At 34.2% G+C, this 19,619-nt stretch carries 18 protein-coding genes; 6 read left to right on the top strand and 12 right to left on the bottom strand.

The annotated features are described in order from the left end of the window. Positions 1-410: 410 nt before the first annotated feature. Positions 411-1,820: a cardiolipin synthase gene (gene cls, locus DCS95_RS04025; protein WP_116769537.1), complete on the top strand. Its 1,410-nt coding sequence runs from the start codon at positions 411-413 to the stop codon at positions 1,818-1,820. A gap of 10 nt (positions 1,821-1,830) precedes the next feature. On the opposite strand, the gene DCS95_RS04020 is transcribed toward cls, so the two are convergent. From DCS95_RS04020 to DCS95_RS03990, 7 genes are all read right to left on the bottom strand, one after another. Next, positions 1,831-2,469: a hypothetical protein gene (locus tag DCS95_RS04020; RefSeq protein WP_116769536.1), complete on the bottom strand. Its 639-nt coding sequence runs from the start codon at positions 2,467-2,469 to the stop codon at positions 1,831-1,833. A gap of 109 nt (positions 2,470-2,578) precedes the next feature. Next, positions 2,579-3,949: an MBL fold metallo-hydrolase RNA specificity domain-containing protein gene (locus tag DCS95_RS04015; protein WP_116769535.1), complete on the bottom strand. Its 1,371-nt coding sequence runs from the start codon at positions 3,947-3,949 to the stop codon at positions 2,579-2,581. Position 3,950: 1 nt separating this feature from the next. Continuing rightward, positions 3,951-4,796, bottom strand: coding sequence for an ATP cone domain-containing protein (locus DCS95_RS04010; protein ID WP_116769534.1), 846 nt, complete (start codon positions 4,794-4,796; stop codon positions 3,951-3,953). A gap of 1 nt (position 4,797) precedes the next feature. Further along, positions 4,798-5,697 carry a mechanosensitive ion channel family protein gene (locus DCS95_RS04005; protein WP_116769533.1) on the bottom strand — a complete coding sequence of 300 codons (900 nt, stop codon included), beginning with the start codon at positions 5,695-5,697 and terminating at the stop codon, positions 4,798-4,800. Between the two features lie 131 nt (positions 5,698-5,828). Continuing rightward, positions 5,829-6,668 carry a universal stress protein gene (locus DCS95_RS04000; RefSeq protein WP_116769532.1) on the bottom strand — a complete coding sequence of 280 codons (840 nt, stop codon included), beginning with the start codon at positions 6,666-6,668 and terminating at the stop codon, positions 5,829-5,831. A gap of 64 nt (positions 6,669-6,732) precedes the next feature. Beyond that, positions 6,733-7,581 carry a universal stress protein gene (locus DCS95_RS03995; RefSeq protein ID WP_116769531.1) on the bottom strand — a complete coding sequence of 283 codons (849 nt, stop codon included), beginning with the start codon at positions 7,579-7,581 and terminating at the stop codon, positions 6,733-6,735. A 4-nt stretch (positions 7,582-7,585) separates the two neighbouring features. Beyond that, positions 7,586-8,419 carry a universal stress protein gene (locus DCS95_RS03990; protein WP_116769530.1) on the bottom strand — a complete coding sequence of 278 codons (834 nt, stop codon included), beginning with the start codon at positions 8,417-8,419 and terminating at the stop codon, positions 7,586-7,588. A gap of 113 nt (positions 8,420-8,532) precedes the next feature. Here DCS95_RS03990 and DCS95_RS03985 point away from each other — a divergent pair, with 113 nt between their 5' ends. Next, the gene (locus DCS95_RS03985; RefSeq protein WP_116769529.1) at positions 8,533-8,832 is read left to right on the top strand and encodes a thioredoxin family protein; all 300 of its coding nucleotides are present in this window, start codon (positions 8,533-8,535) and stop codon (positions 8,830-8,832) included. Positions 8,833-8,859: 27 nt separating this feature from the next. Here DCS95_RS03985 and DCS95_RS03980 read toward each other — a convergent pair whose 3' ends face one another. From DCS95_RS03980 to DCS95_RS03970, 3 genes are read right to left on the bottom strand one after another with little or no spacing between them, the layout of a single operon-like run. Beyond that, on the bottom strand, positions 8,860-9,699 hold the full coding sequence (locus tag DCS95_RS03980; protein WP_116769528.1) for a universal stress protein: 840 nt from the start codon (positions 9,697-9,699) through the stop codon (positions 8,860-8,862). 33 nt (positions 9,700-9,732) lie between these two features. After that, entirely contained in the window at positions 9,733-10,575 is an 843-nt protein-coding gene (locus DCS95_RS03975) for a universal stress protein (protein WP_116769527.1), read from the bottom strand. A gap of 16 nt (positions 10,576-10,591) precedes the next feature. Further along, entirely contained in the window at positions 10,592-11,437 is an 846-nt protein-coding gene (locus DCS95_RS03970) for a universal stress protein (RefSeq protein WP_116769526.1), read from the bottom strand. A 206-nt stretch (positions 11,438-11,643) separates the two neighbouring features. On the opposite strand from DCS95_RS03970, the gene DCS95_RS03965 reads away from it, so the two are divergent. Further along, the gene (locus DCS95_RS03965; protein ID WP_116769525.1) at positions 11,644-12,405 is read left to right on the top strand and encodes an SDR family NAD(P)-dependent oxidoreductase; all 762 of its coding nucleotides are present in this window, start codon (positions 11,644-11,646) and stop codon (positions 12,403-12,405) included. Between the two features lie 108 nt (positions 12,406-12,513). Beyond that, positions 12,514-13,167: a uracil phosphoribosyltransferase gene (upp, locus tag DCS95_RS03960; RefSeq protein WP_116769524.1), complete on the top strand. Its 654-nt coding sequence runs from the start codon at positions 12,514-12,516 to the stop codon at positions 13,165-13,167. Here the strand turns inward: upp and DCS95_RS03955 are convergent, their stop codons facing one another. Next, positions 13,168-15,675: a cation-translocating P-type ATPase gene (locus DCS95_RS03955; RefSeq protein ID WP_116769523.1), complete on the bottom strand. Its 2,508-nt coding sequence runs from the start codon at positions 15,673-15,675 to the stop codon at positions 13,168-13,170. It abuts the gene before it with no gap. A 146-nt stretch (positions 15,676-15,821) separates the two neighbouring features. Between DCS95_RS03955 and DCS95_RS03950 the strand changes: the two genes are divergently transcribed. Continuing rightward, positions 15,822-16,580 (top strand): RNA polymerase sigma factor, encoded by a 759-nt coding sequence (locus tag DCS95_RS03950; protein ID WP_116769522.1) that lies wholly within the window; start codon positions 15,822-15,824, stop codon positions 16,578-16,580. A 68-nt stretch (positions 16,581-16,648) separates the two neighbouring features. Here DCS95_RS03950 and DCS95_RS03945 read toward each other — a convergent pair whose 3' ends face one another. Further along, positions 16,649-17,110: a pyridoxamine 5'-phosphate oxidase family protein gene (locus DCS95_RS03945; RefSeq protein WP_116769521.1), complete on the bottom strand. Its 462-nt coding sequence runs from the start codon at positions 17,108-17,110 to the stop codon at positions 16,649-16,651. A gap of 204 nt (positions 17,111-17,314) precedes the next feature. Here DCS95_RS03945 and DCS95_RS03940 point away from each other — a divergent pair, with 204 nt between their 5' ends. Continuing rightward, positions 17,315-19,579 (top strand): alpha-L-fucosidase, encoded by a 2,265-nt coding sequence (locus DCS95_RS03940; protein ID WP_116769520.1) that lies wholly within the window; start codon positions 17,315-17,317, stop codon positions 19,577-19,579. The last annotated feature ends 40 nt before the right edge of the window (positions 19,580-19,619 follow it).

Below are 19,619 nucleotides of genomic sequence, written 5' to 3'. Positions count from 1 at the left end.
TAAGTTCAGGTTTGTACGTAAATAAACTATTGTACCGATTAGTACCACAAACCATCTGAATCTATTTATAAATCAAGTTTACAAAAAGAAATTTGATTTTGAGGAATGCATGCAAATTACTTGCCAAAAGTGGTTGTATTTTTGTCATCCCGACTGAATAAAAAAATGAACTGTTTTACAGTTCATTTTTTGTTTTGCTAAAGTGCATTAAATATAGTTCACGCAAACAATTGGAAAAAAAGAAAAGGCGATAGCCTTCACTTTGTTGAATATTTGATGAAAGCTGTAGGAAGCAGAAAATGGGAAGACTACGCCCTAATATTTATCATATTTTTTATAGAAATAGACTATTATTTTGCACTTTGCAGAAAACCACCATTTATAAAGTGGTTTTTTAAATCAATATAACCATGTGGACTTCAATATTTATTGGTATTTACGTAATTGTTGCTTTGTCGATTGTGCTGTCCATTTTACTTTACGGAGCTAAGCCATCTAAAAGTTTGGCATGGCTCTTAGCAATCTTTGCGTTACCCGTGGGAGGTATTTTTCTTTATCTACTATTGGGTAGAAATAGAAGAAAATACAAGCTTATTCAACAAGAGAAAGATTTGTTCAATAAGCAACCTAAACCTAGTTTAGAACACATCGATGTGTTTGACGGTAAATATAAAAAGCTAATTACATTAAACTATGAAAACGCTCAATTTCCACCAACTACCGGAAACGAACTGCACATATTAAAAGATGGTAAAACAACCTTTGAAACCATTTTTAAAGCATTGGAAAGTGCAAAGCAACGTATTCATATTCAGTATTATATTTTTGAAGAAGGCGATTTGGCGAACAGGTTGTTAGATTTATTTGAGAAGAAAATTGTCCAAGGGGTAGTGGTTAGGTTAATATATGATGGTATTGGCAGTTTCTCTTTGAGCAAAAAATACCTAAAGAAACTTATAGAAATCGGTGTAGAAGTATATTCTTTTTTACCATTTAAATTCGGCAGGTATTTTTACTCATTGAATTTTAGAAATCACAGAAAAATAATCGTCGTAGATGGTGAAATTGCATTTACCGGTGGTATCAACGTTTCCGATAAATATTTAAAAGGTCAAGTAGGTTTAGGTAAATGGCATGATATGCATTTAAGACTTGTTGGTCCAGCAGCAGCTCAATTAGATCAAGTATTTATGACAGATTGGTATTTGGTAAGTACAAAATTACTAGAAGCTATAGAACAACCCAAGAGTTACGCAAAACAACCTGTCTCCAATGAGCTGGTACAAATTGTAGCTGGTGGACCAGATGATGATTTCCCGGCATTGGAGCAAACCTATTTTACTATTATCAACACCGCAAAGAACTATATTTATATTACAAACCCTTATATTATTCCAGGGCAAGCGTTGATAAGGGCATTACAAACGGCTGCATTAAGTGGAGTAGATGTAAGGTTACTTGTTTCTGAAAAAGCTGATAACAAAGTGGTTAGTTGGTCGGTTCATTCTTATTTTGAAATGTTTTTGAAAGCGGGAATTAAAATATACTTATTTCCTGACGGATTTTTACATAGTAAAATTATGGTAAGTGACGATACCGTATCCTCAATTGGTACGGCAAATTTAGATGACCGAAGCTTTGAGCAAAATTATGAGGTAAATGCAATTATGTATCACAAACAAATTGCCAAACAATTGAAAGAAGATTTTCTAAACGACTGCCTTATCAGTAACGAATTAATCTATGATGAATTTATAAAAAGACCATGGAGCAAAAAGCTTAAAGAAGGCGTGGGCAGAGTGCTTAGTCCGTTGTTTTAATTGGATCCTTTTATTCAATTTGAGAAGTAAATACCAAATCTTGATCCTCCATTGCCACAATAATTAATTGTACATAATCTTTAATCGCTTTTTCAATGTTATTCGGTTCGGTAATTTCAATAATACCTCGCCAGATCATAGCCCTTTCTTTACCCTCGCAAATACAGTATAGTGTAGTCTCTGCATGGTAAACGGTAAATTTTTCATAGTAATCATCATCATAATAGATACCTTGATGTTCTAAGTAATCATCATTGAACCTTGATTGGTGGTCATCCCACCGTGATATTGATTTCATAAAACTTTCACGATTTTCAGAACCGGTAATTTTTGTTAATAGAATAGCATCAAAATCTTTGTCCAGTAAACTTTGTTCAACTGCATCTAGTTCTTTTTCGGTCTTGCGAGAATCGGTTAGCGATAAATCAAAAATATCAATGCTTCTCCATGCTTCTACATTTCTATCGGTAAATTCTTTTTGCAATTTTGTTTCAAAACGCTCTCTATTATTTTCATCTTGTGCCATACCTACAAGTAGTACTTTATTGGCATTGAACAAAACGATATCGGGGTTTTTCCAATTTTCTACTAAGCTAATGGATGAACAACCCATCAATATCAATGAGAATAGCACGATCAACTTTTTCATAGGGCAGGTATTTTTATTTTCTTATATATGTCGAAGATACTACATTGGCAATGTCGTAAATATGACGATAGTCAGTTTAAGAAAAGTACAATCTGACAAAAAAAGCCGATTATATATATAGATTTATAGTTTCTTCTAATTTGGGTATATGGCAGTTCCACCCTTTGGTATCTCTTATTTTTACTTTAAAAGCATCTAAGGCGCCTGGTTCACCATGAATTAGAAAAACATTTTCCGGGGTATTTTTAATACCATCTATAAAATGAAGAAGTTCTGCTTGGTCTGCATGAGCAGAAAGGCTTTCAATAAAATGAATACTAGCTTTTACAGGGTAGTATTTGCCGAAGAGCTTAAGTTCATGCGTACCCTCTAACAATTGCCGACCACGTGTACCTTCCGCTTGGTAACCGACTAATAGAACCTTTGTTTTGGGTTCATCTATCAACTGTTTTAAATAGGTGAGTACGCGGCCGCCAGTAACCATGCCGCTACCTGCAATTACAATTTTAGGTCTTGGGTCATCTATAGTTTTCCAAGTATCTGCGTATGATGATGTAATGGTAAAGTGATTGCACATAGCTTTAAAATCGCTCTGGCTAAGCTTATGCCAATCTGTAAATTGCCCAAATACATCTAGAACATTACTACCCATTGGGCTATCTATAAAAATGGGTATGTTGGGTATTTTGTTCTTTTTATATAAATCCCAAAACAAGAACATTAACAATTGTAATCTTTCAACAGCAAATGATGGTATGATCAACGTACCACGTTCGTTAATGGTTTTTTGAACCAGATCACTTAAAATTTCAGTAATGTTTTCTTTAGGATGTAGTTTGTTGCCATAGGTGCTTTCTAAAAATAAATAATCTGCCCATTCAGGTCTTTCTGGAGGCATTAATAACTCATCGTTCAACCTACCAACATCACCAGAGAAAACGAACATTTTTCCGAAAATCTCCAATTCAATAAAAGTGGAACCAATGATATGACCGTTATATCTATATTTAAAGCGAATGTTCTCTGAAAGCTGAATCCATTCATCTCTTTTTCTTCCAGAGAATAATCTAATGGTTTTTTCAGCTTCTATAATATTATAAAAGGGAAGCGCTTTAGGGTGTTTAGAAAAGCCTTCTTCATTTGCCTTTTTAGCTTGTTCTTCTTGTATTTTGGCACTATCAAGCAAAATAACGCGAGCAACGGCTAAAGTAGGGAGGGTGCTTATGATATCTCCTTTAAAACCTTCTTTTACCAATCGTGGTAAGTACCCGGTATGGTCTAGGTGACCATGTGTTAGCAATACCACATCTATTTTACTAGCGTCTATAGATAAAGGCTCCCAATTTTTTTTACGTAACTCTTTAAGACCTTGAAACATGCCACAATCTATCATGATATTCAGTTCAGGAGTTTCTAGATAAAATTTAGAACCTGTAACCGTACCAGAAGCGCCTAAAAATTTTATACGTACTTTTTTCATGTTATTGAGTTTTGCAAAGTTGTGAGATTTCGTCTAAAATTTTGGATTTTCGTTCGGTAGAAATACCAAGGTGATCCAGGTAAAATTTGTCTTTTACAAGTTGTCTACACAGTACCACATTTCTGCTTAATAGAAATTGTTTTTCTCGTTTAGATAACAAGCTAGAAACCGTAATAGGGTAGAGTCCAAGCCTATCAATTCTGTCTTTTAGTCCGTCATCTTTTGGAAAATCCCAACTTAAAAGATAGAGGTCTGCACATTTACCGTAGGTTAAGGCATCTTCAGTGAATCTGGTGTTTGTAACTACCCAACCTTTATTTAATGGTTTGCTATTTTTATTTGTTATCCAGTGTGCTTTTACATCATTATATCTGGAGTGTATGTAAAGCGGAATTTTAACGTTGCAATTACGTCCTTCTTCATTATGAAATTTACATTCTATAAGAGTTGCCGAACCATTTTTTTCTGCAATAACATCAATTTCATGGGTAACGCAGGCACCATTTAATATGATGTCTACGTCAACTTCATAACCTGAAAATTGCAATATAGCGGCTATAAAACGTTCAAAAGGAAAACCAGTTGGTCCCAATTCATAGATTGCCTTTTTTAGTTTGTATTTAGAGGCGAATACGGACTTGTTTTTTTTAAGCAACGAATATGCTCTATTATAGATTTCATTAGAGGTAATGCCTTCAAAAAGTTCATCATATACCTTACTAACAATTTCTTCTACCAGTTCATGGTTTGCACCACTGTGCTTAAGAGAGTTACGAAGTTTGTCTAATGAGAACTTCATTTTCTGTCCTGAAGATTTGATAATGTCAATAGATTCTTTAGTATCCATATTACTTTTTTAAATTAACATTAAGCGGTGGTACCTCTAGTAATTGTAATGTAGTAGAAGCTAGAGTTACTTTACCATTTGTATTAGAAATCGCTATTTCAATATATTGAAATAGCGTGTGTTTTGTATTTCTTCTTCTTTTATAATCTGTTATATACCTTAAATTTAATTGTACCCAATTATCGGTAAGGTTCATGGCTATTGTTGGTTCGATCGTTGCATCTTCTATATAATAATGAGCGACCATTTGTTGCCATTTAGCTTTCGATTTTTCTGTGTAATCAGATAAAAATTCATTGGCGGTATTCAGCATAATGGTTTTGGCAAGTTCGGTATCAGAACCATAAGTGATGAGAATGTTCAATTCGTCCCAAACGAAAGGAAAATCCATTGAATAATTCTTTATCGGACCTTTAAAAACAAAAGCATTACTGATTTTTACAATTCTACCGGAATAGTTGTCACTGCTAACCCATTCTCCCATTTCCATAATAGTGGTGTAAATACTGTCCATGTCAATAACATCACCTTTTATATTATTGATTTCAATACGGTCGCCAGGTTTATACACGCGAACAAAAAATATATAGAAAGAGCCTGCAATACTAAGTATCAATTCTTGCAGGGTAAAAGTGATACCAGCGGTAAATAAGCCGATAATTATGGTGTAATCTTTAATGCTATCAATAGTAAATGCCATTAGAACTAAGAAAATAATAAGTACGTAACCTATAATTTCAACACCTTTTTGCGCCTTGTACCTTATAGAAATATCTTCTATTCTTTTTTTAAGCGATTTTCTGATAAAACCGATAATAAAAACTATAAAGAGAATCCACGCAATTAACTTGATCATTTTAATTAGGGTAGGGTTCTCTAATAAGCTAGAAATTGTATCCATATGAATTGTTTAAAAAAACCGCCAATGAAGCGAATTCCTTGACGGTTTAACCTTAGACATCAACCAACCAAGGATGTCTAAAATATGTTATGATAATTTTATGTGTAGGTACGTATCAATTCTAAAGCATCTTAATGTAATGCTAGTATGGGAACATCACTATCATAACCAATCTCTTTAATTAATGGTTTAGAGAAAACATTTCCAAAAAAGAAGTGTTTACGGTTTATGAAAGACACCATGTCGCTTTCTCTACTTTCAACAAAGCTCTGTATACCTTTACCTAGATTTTTTTCTGTAAGTGTGTGAAATTGGTGTGCGGTCTCACTTAATATTAAAGATAATAATTGCTTGTTGCTCTCTTGAGTTTTAGTAAGTTCTTTATTCTTTTCTAAATGTAAAATGGCAATTTCAGCATGATGCATATTAGCCAATTCTATAAGGTATCTAAATTCGGATCTTTTATATACATCTTTATAATCTGTAGGAAAAACAATTTCTTTAGGAGACATAAATGATACGTGCTCAGGTATTGCAAGCACAGGGCATTCCCTGATTTTTTCCATTGCGATTACAGTATTACTACCAAATAACACACCTTTAGATCCGGTAGCCCCTTTTGTTCCCATAGCCACCAAATCAATGTTTTTTTCATTTATAATTTTCTTTATAGCTTCTGATAGAAAATTAGATGTAGATTCGGTATAATAATTATGCTTTAGGTTTTCTGGGTGTAAGGACAAGGTATCTAATAGCTTCACAAAGTTTTTTTCAGAATCCTCTTTTGCTTGCTCATATACGGCGCTCCCTTCTTCTGGTATATTTAAGCTATTGGTAGTGTACTTTTCAAAACTGAATACATTTAAAAAATAAAAGTCACAGTTTAATTTGGCGTACAAATCAACAGTATATCTAATTGCGTTTAAAGCATTTTTAGAAAAATCGGTAGGTATTAAAATACGCTTGTTCATTGTTAAATGATTTAGATTGTTCTATAAATATATTGTCCAGTTAACTCAATCACTATGATAAATATCAGTCTTGTACAGGTAGAATCAGAAACGGAATAGTGGCATAGATACTTAAATCCATAATTACGGGCTCATGTAAAAAACGTTCAAAGAATTTTCTTCTATGATACGCCATTGCCAACATGTTGATTTCTCTTTCAGCTATGAAATCTTGAATGACATTCGCTTTATCGGCATAGTTCCAAATTTCATCATAACTATGCGGCATTTGCCCTAAACATTTATCTAATAGTTTTTGATTGGATACCTGTTTAGAAGTCATTAATTCCTCTTCATTAATATGCAGAACTGCAACTGAAGCATCTGAAATTGACGCGATATCTAACAGCATAGAAATCGAATTTTTAGTACATCCTTTTTTATAATCGGTAACAAAAGCGATTTCTTCAATAGGTTTAAAGGCAATCTCTCTAGGTATGGCCAGAATGGGACATGTAGTAATAGTATTGGCAATTTGAATGGTATTGCTGCCCATAAATAATTCTTTGGCGCCCGTTTTACCTTTGTTACCCATAACTACCAAATCAATATCATGAGTATCTATCGTTTTGGATATTACACTGGCAAGACTACCATTACTAGAAATGGTATTGAATTTGTGTATTTCATTACCGGTGTCAAGTACAATTTTATGTGCTGTTTTCGTCAAGTTTTCTTGAGATTGGTTTTGTAAATGCTCCATCTCTTTCTTACCTGTAAATAGCGCGTTTTTTGCACTCAAAATTATATCATCATAGGCATGAACTATATGAAATGTGCATGCTGTTGACGCAAAAATCTGGGTAGCATAAAAAAGCGCGTTATAGGCTTCATTCGAAAAATCTGTTGCGACAAGTATATTTTTGATATTCATAATTTTATTGTGGAATTATAAGGAATGGAACAGTAACATGAAATCCAATTTTCTTGATTACAGGCTCAATAAACAAACGTTCCAAAAAGGTATGCTTGTTTTGTACCATGACTAATAAGTTTATTTTTTGCTTTACTTGAAATTCGTTGATTGCAGCGATAATTTCATTGCTGGATACTTCATGAAAAAATGCATTTTTTGATAATACTTGGGCTAATTTTTCTTTATTTTTTTGTTGAACCGTAGTTAGGTCATCGCCTGTATAAACATGCATTACGTTAACTTGAGATATATGAGAATTTACAATTTTTAAAAGCTGAGACAGGCTGTTTTTATCTAGTGATACTTCATAATCATTAGGAAAAAGTATTTGTTCTGGAGCTTCATATTCAAATTTTGAAGGAATGACCAAAACGGGGCATTTAGAATTTTTGATGACATGAACCGTATTGGTGCCCAATAATATTTCTTTAGCACCAGTAGCGCCCTGGGTACCCATAACAACGATATCAATATCTTCAGCCTCTACCGTTCTGCTTACCTCGCTAGAAAGAACATTTAGTGCAGAATGGGTAATAAATGTATGTAAAGGATTATCAAATTCTTTTAATAATTTCTCTTTAAGGTTTTTAAGATTGTCTTGTGAGTTCTGCTGTACAATATCTCCAAGACCAATTTGCGCCGGACTACCCATTAAATACTCCGTGTGGTATACCGGCGGCATGTAACTGTTCAATAGAAAAAATGTGCATTTAAGATCTTTGTATAGTGTAAGAGCATAGCGTATAGCGGTCAATGCGTTTTCAGAAAAATCTGTAGGTAGTAAAATACGTGTCATAATACTATAATTTAATATAATAAAGGTACCTTCATTAGGTAGATTATAGTATGATATTCGTCAGTATTGAAAAGTATTTAATTGGTTATTATATAGTATAAAACTAGTGTGTAATGAGAAAGCTTTTTAAAAAGACCATAGCCTCGGAAAATCCCACATTGGTGTATTTTTATACATCTTGGTGTGTGCCCTGTAAACTTATGAGACCAACAGTGGAGAAAATAGTAGAAGAAGGGGCAACAGCGATCAATAGTCTTGAATTAGATGTAGAGGAAGAAAAGGCAATCGTAAAAAAATATAAAATTAAGGGCGTACCTACCTTGGTATTATTTAAGAACGGTTTACCCTTGTGGAGGCATACAGGTGTTATGCCCATTGAAGATATTAGATTGGCAATAAATGAACATCGTTAAAGTTTTTCTGCTATAAAACCTTCTCTGTTACTCATGTATAACCAGAAATGGCACTTTGGTATGGTAACTAATTTTTTCAACTGTTGGTCTAAATAGAATTCGTTCTAGAAAATTAATGTTTTTGGCGACCATTATCAACATATCTAGATTTCTACTTTCTGTAAAACATTGAACGGACTCATCTATATGCTTGCCGGTAACTTCATGAAAAGTACATTCCGTTTCTTTATAATAATCAAGTAATAAGTTTTTTATTTTTATTTGATTGGCATTTAGTTCTTCCCCTCTACTAGAAACATATAACAATCTCAAAGCAGATTTTTTCAAGAGAATGATATTTTTAATGATATCTAGTATTCTTACATCATAGAATAAATTTAAATCAGACGGAAAGCCAATTTCTTCAATTTTCTCATAGGTAGCATCTTCTGGTACGGCCATTAGTGTACAGGGCACTTTGGTTATAACATTACCTGTATTACTACCTATAGAAACAGATTTTAGACCAGAAGCTCCTTTTGTACCCATTATGATAAGGTCAATATTCTTTTTTTTAACGAACTCTTTAAGCTGATCTGTGAAAAAGCCATAAATAGCTTTAAAGTGAAATTCGTGCTTAACGTTTAATGGTAGCTGTTCAATTTTTTTACTGAGAGCCTTAAGTTTTTCTTTACTTTCTGCCAGTATCGTTTTTTCTAAAATATCTGGAGATACGTACATAGCAGCTTCTCCGCTGGCATTGGTGTTAATAGAATTTATGTGTACTATATGAAATGTACAGTGTGTCTTTTTAAAGAAAGAAATTCCGTAAACTAATGCATTCCAGGCATTGTCAGAGAAATCTGTAGGTATTAAGATATTTTTCATTGTAATGGATTAGATATTAGAAAAGATGCGATACTATTGGGGTAGGAACAGGACGGGTATTTTTGAATGAAAAGCTATCTTTTTTACAACAGCCTCACCAATAACTTTCTCCCAAAAAGTATGCTGATGTCTTAGAATGCTTAAGAAGCTTGACTCTTTGTCTTTGGCATACAAGTCAATACTCTTAGAAGTATTGATTTCAAAAGGTATGTTCTTAAATTCAATATCAAACCCAGATAACCGTTCCTTTAAAACTTCTTTATGGGCATCTTGGTGGTCGTTCAAATAAAAATCTACAGCTACATGAACTACTTCAATACTGGCATTCCAAATTTTGCTAAGTTCAATAATGGGGTCAAATAGGTTTTTCTTGTAAGAATCACTAAAATCGGTGGCGAAAAGTATGGACTTCAAACTTTGAAAATTATACCCAGTAGGTACTGCAATAATGGGAATATTTTTTATTTGGTTCAATACTTTTACCGTATTACTGCCTAAGAATATTTCTTTGGCACCTGTAGCCCCTTGGGTACCCATAATCAATAAATCTATATCATTTTTGAAGATAACTGATGCTACGGAATCTTCAAGGTTTCCCGGTTTTGATATTGTGGTAAATTGATGCTTTGGATTATTATGATGTGCTTTAAGGTAAGTATTGGTTTCATTTAACTCTTGTGCCGAATATTTTGAAAGCGAATCATAGATTACACCAAGTCTTTGCTGACTTTTAGAACCCATTAAATTTAGTGGAGTAGGCTCATAAGCATGTAGTAGGTAAAAATGACAATTTATTTCTGCATATATTTTTAATGCCGTAAAAACAGCGTTCCATGCATTATCCGAGAAATCTGTTGTAATCAATATCTTTTTCATAGCAATAGAAGTTTAGTTATCGAGAAAGGTTTTGCATGACCAAAAATGGTATGGTAGACGAAAGACCGATTTCATCAATAGTGGATTTATAAAGCATATCTTCAAGAAAGGAGTGTCTTGAATTTACCATAACCAAAAGGTCCATATTATAATCGGCAATGTATGTTGAGATGGCTTTAGCCCTATTTTCTACACCTATGGTTACAAATGATAACCTGGCGTGTGGTAGAGATTCTTCCAAGAACTTCTTATTGTCCAACTGCCTATGGCTCAAATCAACAAAATCAGAAATATACAGGCTATGAACTTCAGCCTTAAACTCTCCCGCTAAAATATCCAGCAACTTCAATTCTCTTCGTTTGTACGGTATCATGTAGTTACTGGGAAAAAGTATTTTCTTAGGTTGGCTATAATCATATTCGTCAGGGACTGCCAATACGGGGCATTTTACATATTTGAAAACTTGTACGGTGTTGCTGCCAAAAGTTATTTTAGAGCTGGCGGTATTACCTTTGGTTCCCATTATTATAAGATCTATATTTTTTAGATCGGCAAAGTTGTTCAAGGCATCTACCAAAGATTCAAAAGCGGGTACTGCTTCATATTTATGTAAAGGGTTATGCGTTTTAGTTTGGGTTTCGGTCACAAGCTTGTTCAGTTTGTTCTCAGAATCATCAGCAATAATCTTCTTCTGCTCTTCAAAAGTTTCTGGATCTACTTTATGATATGGTCCGTAAACTTCATCGGCATATGCATGTAAAAAGTAAAAATTTGCGCGTTCGCATTTAAATATGTTCAACGCATACGAGATGGCGTGATCGGCATTGTTAGAGAAGTCAGTGGGTATGAGAATATTTTTCATGGCTTATCTTTTATTGATGATTTAAAAGTAAAGGAGTGCATAAAAAAATCCTATGATAAATATCATGAGCTAAACCTGAAATGCAAGTAATTTAATAGAAGAAAAACTAGATCCTGTCGATTGCTGATATTCGTCATAGAATATTATTGTTCAACAATTTACATTTATAAAAGAATGGTGATTCTACAATAAAAAAATATGTAAAGATGAACAGATTAAAAGGTAAAGTAGTAGTAATAACAGGAGGTACGGGTGGCATTGGTATGGCATCGGCAAATCTATTCTTGGCACAAGGTGCGAAAGTGGTTTTGGTAGATAATAATGAAGAGGCCATAATTGAAGCACGTACTAAACTCATTAATAATAATGTATCTTACTATAGAGCTGATGTTTCTAAGAAGGAAGATACTATACGGTTTTTAAACCATGCTTTAGAGACTTTTGGTAAAATCGATATTTTCTTTGCCAATGCAGGTATAGAAGGCACTTCAAGCCCAATTTCAGAATATCCGGAAGAAGTGTTTGACAAGGTAGTTGCGGTAAACTTAAAAGGTGTTTGGTTGGGCTGTCAATATATTGTCCCAAAAATGGAAGAGGGCGGTAGCGTTATAATTACATCATCTGTCGCAGGTTTAAAAGGATTTGCAGGTTTGGGCGCATATGTAGCTACGAAGCATGCCGTAGTAGGTATAATGCGAGTTGCGGCTGCAGAAAATGCATCTAGAAATATAAGGGTCAATACTATTCATCCAGGTCCTGTGGATAATGAAATGATGCGAAGAATTGAAAGTGATATGTCTCCTGATAGTCCCACTGCTGTTAAAGATGGTTTTACGGCTACAGTACCTTTTGGTCGATATGCCACCTCAATAGAAGTAGCTGAACTTGCTTTGTTTCTGGCATCAGATGAGAGTAAATATATTACGGGTTGCACACATCTTATTGATGGAGGTATGATATATGCCTAGGTTTTGGTAAATCTTAATTTTTTATAAACTTGATAGTATAAATGATCACATTTAAACTGTCAAGTTTTATTTTTGAAAGCAGTACCTTAGAATTAAAATATAGCACTTATGACCATTCATAATTTAGGAGACCAAAATTCAGTTCTCAATCAGTTTATTTCGGAAATACGCGATGTGCAGATTCAAAAAGACCCTATGCGATTTCGTAGAAATATAGAGCGTATAGGAGAGGTACTCGGTTATGAGTTCAGTAAAGAGTTGCTATATAGTTCTAAAAATATAGAAACTCCGCTTGGTAATAAATCTATGCGTTTAAGTCAAGATCAAGTAGTTATATGCTCTATTTTAAGAGCAGGTTTACCATTGCATCAAGGGCTTTTAAATTATTTTGATGCGGCTGAAAACGCGTTTATATCTGCCTACCGTAAACATGAAAACGACGAAGATGATTTTGAAGTCGTGGTCGACTATTTTGCGGCACCTTCTCTAGAAGGCAAAGTATTGGTGTTAACAGACCCCATGTTAGCTACAGGTAGAACTTTGGAAAATGTGTTAAAGGGTTTAAAAGACCATGGCACACCCAAACAAATTCATATTGTTTCTGTTATTGGCTCGCAACAGGGTATTGACTTTGTACAAAGCGTTTTCCCGGCTCAGACTCATTTATGGATTGCCGCAGTAGATCCAGAACTGAATGCTCGTGGTTACATAATACCTGGTATAGGCGATGCCGGCGATCTAGCATATGGTCAAAAGCTTTAATTATCCTTTTTTCTTAGCGCGTTTTGCTGCTTTTACAAATTCGTACCAAAGAACGGAGATGGCACCTATTAGAATGGTCAAACCTAACTGAGATAGCGTTAGACTTTCAAATTCAAAAAAGTTGGCTAACACAGGTATATAAATTATCGCTAAGGAAAGAATAATCGTTAAACCTATAATTAGCGGAACCAAATTATTCTTGTATTTCAAGGTGGTGAAAATAGAATAATAGAAAGAACGATTGACCAAAGTCAAAAAGATATTGGCTACTATTAACACCGTAAAAACCATAGTTCTAGTCGTATTCTCAGAGAACCCAACAGCCACTGTATATTGATAAATTACTAATGCACCTATAGTTATTGCTAAACCCTGTATAACGCTAGTAGTTAGCTCTTTATAGTTGAAAAAAGTAGTTGAAAAAGGTCTAGGTTTCTTGATCATTAAATTCTTCTCCATAGGTTCGTTTTCAAAAATGATAGAACAGGTAGGTCCCATAATTAATTCTAAGATAATAACATGGGAGGGTGAGAATATATTTGGATAGATCCACCGTAACGCCAAGGGTATAAATACGGTAAGAATGATGGGTATGTGTATAGAGATGATATACTGAATTGCCTTTTTCAAGTTGGTGTATATTTTTCTACCCATAGCAACGGCATCTACCATTCTAGATAGGTCATCATCAACCAAAATAAGGGATGCCGCTTGTTTGGCAATTTCGGTGCCTTTTTTACCCATTGCAATACCAATATGTGAAGCCTTTAAAGCCGGGCCATCATTTACGCCATCGCCCGTCATGGCAACCACCTCGTTGTTCTTTTTTAGTGCATTTACAATTCTCAATTTCGCATCGGGAAACATTCTAGAGAATACGTTGATATCTTTTACTTTTTCTTGAAGTTCAGCATCGGTAAGTAGCATTAACTCATCACCAGAAATACATTTTTCATATCCTTTAAAATTAATCTGTTTGGCGATTGCCATAGCGGTATTCGCATTATCACCTGTAACCAGTTTCACCTGTATGCCAGCACTATCAAAGTCCTTCAAAACTTGTGAAATATTTTCCTTTGGTGGATCATAGAAAGCGATAATTCCCTTAAAATCAAATTTAAAATCTTGTTGTTCTTTTGGGTAATTTTTTCCTTCAAATATCGCCATGCCCACGGCAAGCATTCTATACCCATATTTACCTAATTCGGTAAGTATGTTTTGTATCATTTCAATTTCAGAAGTACTAAGATCCGCTACTGCTATAATAGCTTCAGGGGCACCTTTAGCTGCAATAATTTGGTTGCCCTCATCATCCTGGAAAACATGGGTCATCATTGGCGGTTTACCACCTAAGGGGTATTCATGAACCATTTTATAATTGGGGCGCTCATCGTTATCTGTTAAGGAACTATATGCATTATGTATGGCAATTTCCATTGGATCAAATGGTATAGGTTCACTTGCCCACATAGAAGTTGTGATAATCTCTTTTTCATTGTCACCTAAAATATCTTTAGTGTTAACTATAGTACCGGTTTTTAATGTGAACAGTTTGGCTAACGCCATTTTGTTTTGGGTAATAGTGCCGGTTTTATCCGTACAAATAACAGTTGCACTTCCTAAGGTTTCAACGGTCTTCATCTGTTTAACGACGATTCCCATTTTCATTAATCGCCATGCGCCTAATGCCATAAAAGTGGTAAAAGCAACAGGAATTTCTTCAGGTAAAATACTCATGGCTAAGGTCAATGCCTTTAGTAAACTGTCGAGTACAATACCAGAACGCAGGTAATTTATTCCCCAAACGAGTAAAAATACAACGCCGCCCAAAATGGACATGAATTTCACGAAGTTGAAAATCTTCAGTTCCAAAGGTGTTTTTCCTTGGTTGATGTTTTCAAGGCTTTTGCCTATTTCCCCCAGTTTAGTTAAGTTGCCAATTGCGGTAATTTGAGCAATTGCCAATCCACTTGCAACGGTACTTCCTGTAAAAATTAAATTATCTGTACATGTGGCGTCCTTATATACAGAAAGTGATTCACCGGTTAATATGGATTCATTTACAGAAAAATCATTTGAGTGAACTATAACGCCATCCGCAGAAATGGTAGTACCTTCTTCAACCATAAGAAAATCACCAACCACAATATCTTGGCTATCAATTTCTACAACGGCACCATTACGTATGACCTTGCTTTTTGGGTGGGTAAGGTTTTCGAGATTTTCTAGAGCCTTTCTACTTCTAGAATCTTGATATAGCGATATTGAGCCAACAAGAACAATGGCAGAGGCCAAAAAAACGCCATCACCATAATTACCGGTTATGAAATATATAGATGAAGCTATGAGTAACAATATAACCATGGGCTCTTTAGCAATGCTTTTTAGGGCATTTAAAAAGCTATTTTCTTTCTTGTAATTAAAAGAATTTACGCCGTGTTTTTCTTTAGAAGCATCAACCTGTTGGTCTGTGAGTCCGGTAATTCCAAAGTCGGTAGGGTTGATCATATTATTGTTTTTCAGTATTAATTTGTAAAAGGCATATCAAGTACTAAATTATCTGAAATCTTTAGGCAGCTCACTGACATTTATCATATGATATACGCCTATAAGTTTGCAATTTTATAATGTAATAATCTTAAAAGTAAACTATTATGGAAGCTACCATGAATGATATAAGAATAATAATGAAAGAAACGTATTCTAAACTGGTCTCTTATAAACGAAAAGAGAATAGAGAATCTTTCAATACAGAACTATTAAAGGTACTCCCTCAAATTTACAGATATGTGTCTAAAAGGTTGAATAGTGCCGTTGCCAACGGTAAATTAAACAAAGGTATGTTCGATCCCAGTGATTTTACCGATCAGCTTTTTATAGAAGTGTATGATAATATTGATGATATTAAGAGTGAAAACGAGCTACATGTATTTTTGTTCAAAAAAGTAGATGAGCTTTTGGAAAATAGTTTGGTAGAAGAGGAGTTTGATCATGTGTTTTTTGATAATATAGATACTTATTCTAAACCAGAATGGGATGCTATGGAAGAAAATTATACTCAAGATGCAGATGGTGATTTCGTGTTATTGGAGGAGTTAGATGATATATCTTTAAACAAAAGCAACTATTCACTTGAACACGTTTTTATTACCCAAGAAGAAAAACAATTGGCAGACAAGCTCGATGCCTCTTTGAATAAAGAACGCATTTATCATCATATTCAATTAGTGCTTAACAAAATGAATATGCCCATGAGAACTGTTTATGAACTATTTACGGATGAAGGGCTAACCACTGAAGAAATAGCTAAAATACGTAGAACAACAATTGACCAAGTAGAAGAATTATTGGCTTTGGCAAGGCAACTTTTAAAAGATAGTTTTGAAAAAAGGTTCCTGTTAGAAAGTAATTAAAAAATGAAAAGCTCTCATCAATAATGAGAGCTTTTTTATGTACAATTATAAATAATGTTATTTTAAGGTCAGTGATTTCTGACTCTTAGTTTCCCTGTTATTTCCGTGATATGAATTTGAAATATCACAGGAATATCTTCATTATCAATTTTTGCGGAAAACTCGCTAATATATTTTGGATGTTCGCCGTGTGTATTGGCTATTACTTTTTTAACCCCTTCAGAAAATTCATGAAGCATATGTTTGGCGTCGATACGTGATAGTTCTGAGAAAGTCCCATGAAGCAATACCGATTTCCAGTTGGCTATAGAGGCAATCTCATCTACTGAGAAGCTAATTGCAGTATTCTTTCTCATTTCCCTAATTTTGTGTCCTTCAGAAGAATAACTTATTAGGGTGTAACTATCGGTGTCATAGAAATATGTTATGGGTACAATGTGAGGGCATCCTCCAGAGACGTAGGCTAGTCTACCAATGTAGTTCTGTTTTAGCAGTTCAATACATTCTTGTTGATTCAAGTTCCGTCTCATAATGGTTTTCTATTATTTTTTTAAAAGTAAACATCTTAAAAACTAATACATATGATATTGGTCAGTTGACTAGTGTTTTAATACTTAATGCAAAAAAAGTATTGAACAAGGCAAATTAAGCATCGGTTTTACTATGAATATTAAACTAGATTTGAAGTTTATCATGTAAGTTTTAAAGACCAAACAACAACCAAAATTTAATAAATGACTAAATCAACATTTAAAAAAGTACCATCAATTTTAAAACTTCTAACACTCCTGTTTTTAATAGGTTCGTGCAAAGAGGAATCTAAAAAAGCCTTGTTCTATACTACACAGAATACGATTAAAATAGATGAAGATGATTCTAGGGACTCTATAATTTTAAAGGCAGCCCATGTAGTTCCTTCAAAAAATCAAATGAATGCTTTAAAAGATGAATTTATAGCATTTGTACATTTTGGTCCAAATACATTTACAAAACTTGAGTGGGGTAATGGCATGGAAGACCCTTCGGTGTTTAATCTGAAAAATCTAGATACCGATCAGTGGTGTAGGGCAATGAAAGATGCGGGTATGAAAAAGGTAATCATTACTGCTAAACATCATGATGGCTTTGTATTATGGCAAAGTAGATATACAAAACATGGCGTTATGTCTTCGCCCTTTCAAAACGGCGAAGGAGATATTCTCAAAGAACTATCCAAATCATGTGAAAAATATGGCATTAAGCTAGGAGTTTATTTATCGCCTGCAGATTTATATCAGATAGAAAATAAAGATGGCTTGTACGGCAATTTAAGTGAGTATACTGTAAGAACTATTCCAAGACCGGTAGAAGGTAGACCATTTAAAAATAAAACAACTTTTGAATTTAAAGTTGATGACTATAATGAATACTTTTTAAATCAATTATTTGAATTGCTAACCGAATACGGGCCAATAGATGAGGTTTGGTTTGATGGTGCTCACCCTAAACGAAAAGGCGGACAACAATATAAATATAGAGATTGGAAAAAGCTTATCACAGCCTTGGCTCCCAACGCGGTGGTATTCGGTAAAGAAGGAACACGATGGTGCGGCAATGAAGCCGGAGCAACTAGAGAAACAGAGTGGAATATAATACCATACGCTAAAGACCCTAGAACAATGAATTTGTTTGCCGATATTACGGGTAAAGATGTTGCAAGTGTCGATAAGCTTATGGAAGGTAAATATTTGCACTATCAGCCAGCAGAAACGAATACCTCAATTAGAGAGGGTTGGTTCTATAGAAATGAAGACGAACAGAAAGTAAGAAATACAGATGATGTTTTTGATATCTATGAAAGGTCTGTTGGTGGCAATTCAATTTTCTTATTGAATATTCCTCCAAACAGAGAAGGGAAATTTTCAGATAAAGATGTAACAGTTTTAAAAGAAACGGGTATTCGTATTAATGAAACCTATGGTATAGATTTATTGGAAAACGCTAAAGGCCCGGCAGAATTATTGGATACCGATCAAGACTCTTTTTTAGTATTGGATAATGATGAATTAACACTCGAATTTACACTGCCAAAAGAGGTAAAGATCAATAGGTTTACAATTCAAGAAGACGTAAAGAGGCACGGTGAACGAATATCTCGTCATGCCTTGGATGCATGGGTAGATGGAGAATGGCAAGAGCTGGTTTTATGCACCAATGTAGGGTATAAAAGAATTCTTAGATTTCCTGAAGTAACAACGAATAAATTGCGATTACGCATACTTGATTTTAGAGCAATTCCCGTACTTCAGAATGTAGCTGCCCATTATTATAAGACAAGACCTCCGGTTTTAGAAATAGAAAGAAATAAAAATGGTATGGTAAGCATAGCTCCGGTTATGGCTGATTTTAAATGGAATCCAAATGGCGAAAATCCAGGTGAAAATCTAAATAAAGGTATGAAAATTGTTTATACCACGAACGGTGAAGAGCCTAACGGGTCATCTACAGTTTTTAATAAACCGTTTTCATTTGCCAATGGTACGGTTAAAGCACTTGCAATTGTAAACCAGAAATTGGGTAGTGTTGCTGAATTGAGTCTTGGGTTGCAGAAAAATAATTGGAAGGCTGTTAAAGCCAGTAGTACTCACGAGAATCACCATGTCAACTTGTTGTTTGATGAGAATATAGATTCGTATTGGCTATCTAAAGAAGGTGTTGAAAAAGACCATTATGTTACTTTAGATTTAGGGGATGAAACTGAAATCAACGCTTTTAAATATACACCGCCTTCTACAATTTCGACAGGTATGATTGAAAAAGGAATTATTTATAGCAGTATGGACGGTATTCATTGGCAAGTTGAAGAAACATTTGAATTTGGTAATCTGATCAATAATCCTACGGGTAGACTGTTTAAGTTTAAAAAATCATTTTCTACGAGATATGTAAAACTACAGGTAATAGAAATTGCAGGAGGTAATTCTTCTGCAGCAATAGCTGAATTGGATTTTTTTAAGTAGTGCAATTAAGGTATTCTAAAAAGGATTCTACTACCACTTA

The sequence above is a fragment of the Maribacter litoralis genome, assembly GCF_003075045.1.
GTDB classification, from domain to species: domain Bacteria; phylum Bacteroidota; class Bacteroidia; order Flavobacteriales; family Flavobacteriaceae; genus Maribacter; species Maribacter litoralis.
Note: the sequence above shows the minus strand (reverse complement) of the source record. Positions and strands in the feature narration are given on the sequence as shown.

What these genes read in the sequence shown, in the direction of transcription:
- DCS95_RS03955 (WP_116769523.1), bottom strand. Translation starts at nt 15,675, where the DNA reads ATGATCAACCCTACCGACTTTGGAATTACCGGACTCACAGACCAACAG.
- DCS95_RS04005 (WP_116769533.1), bottom strand. Translation starts at nt 5,697, where the DNA reads ATGGATACAATTTCTAGCTTATTAGAGAACCCTACCCTAATTAAAATG.
- DCS95_RS04010 (WP_116769534.1), bottom strand. Translation starts at nt 4,796, where the DNA reads ATGGATACTAAAGAATCTATTGACATTATCAAATCTTCAGGACAGAAA.
- DCS95_RS04000 (WP_116769532.1), bottom strand. Translation starts at nt 6,668, where the DNA reads ATGAACAAGCGTATTTTAATACCTACCGATTTTTCTAAAAATGCTTTA.
- cls (WP_116769537.1), top strand. Translation starts at nt 411, where the DNA reads ATGTGGACTTCAATATTTATTGGTATTTACGTAATTGTTGCTTTGTCG.
- DCS95_RS04015 (WP_116769535.1), bottom strand. Translation starts at nt 3,949, where the DNA reads ATGAAAAAAGTACGTATAAAATTTTTAGGCGCTTCTGGTACGGTTACA.
- DCS95_RS03990 (WP_116769530.1), bottom strand. Translation starts at nt 8,419, where the DNA reads ATGACACGTATTTTACTACCTACAGATTTTTCTGAAAACGCATTGACC.
- DCS95_RS03970 (WP_116769526.1), bottom strand. Translation starts at nt 11,437, where the DNA reads ATGAAAAATATTCTCATACCCACTGACTTCTCTAACAATGCCGATCAC.
- DCS95_RS03980 (WP_116769528.1), bottom strand. Translation starts at nt 9,699, where the DNA reads ATGAAAAATATCTTAATACCTACAGATTTCTCTGACAATGCCTGGAAT.
- DCS95_RS03965 (WP_116769525.1), top strand. Translation starts at nt 11,644, where the DNA reads ATGAACAGATTAAAAGGTAAAGTAGTAGTAATAACAGGAGGTACGGGT.
- DCS95_RS04020 (WP_116769536.1), bottom strand. Translation starts at nt 2,469, where the DNA reads ATGAAAAAGTTGATCGTGCTATTCTCATTGATATTGATGGGTTGTTCA.
- DCS95_RS03985 (WP_116769529.1), top strand. Translation starts at nt 8,533, where the DNA reads ATGAGAAAGCTTTTTAAAAAGACCATAGCCTCGGAAAATCCCACATTG.
- DCS95_RS03975 (WP_116769527.1), bottom strand. Translation starts at nt 10,575, where the DNA reads ATGAAAAAGATATTGATTACAACAGATTTCTCGGATAATGCATGGAAC.
- DCS95_RS03940 (WP_116769520.1), top strand. Translation starts at nt 17,315, where the DNA reads ATGACTAAATCAACATTTAAAAAAGTACCATCAATTTTAAAACTTCTA.
- DCS95_RS03995 (WP_116769531.1), bottom strand. Translation starts at nt 7,581, where the DNA reads ATGAATATCAAAAATATACTTGTCGCAACAGATTTTTCGAATGAAGCC.
- upp (WP_116769524.1), top strand. Translation starts at nt 12,514, where the DNA reads ATGACCATTCATAATTTAGGAGACCAAAATTCAGTTCTCAATCAGTTT.
- DCS95_RS03945 (WP_116769521.1), bottom strand. Translation starts at nt 17,110, where the DNA reads ATGAGACGGAACTTGAATCAACAAGAATGTATTGAACTGCTAAAACAG.
- DCS95_RS03950 (WP_116769522.1), top strand. Translation starts at nt 15,822, where the DNA reads ATGGAAGCTACCATGAATGATATAAGAATAATAATGAAAGAAACGTAT.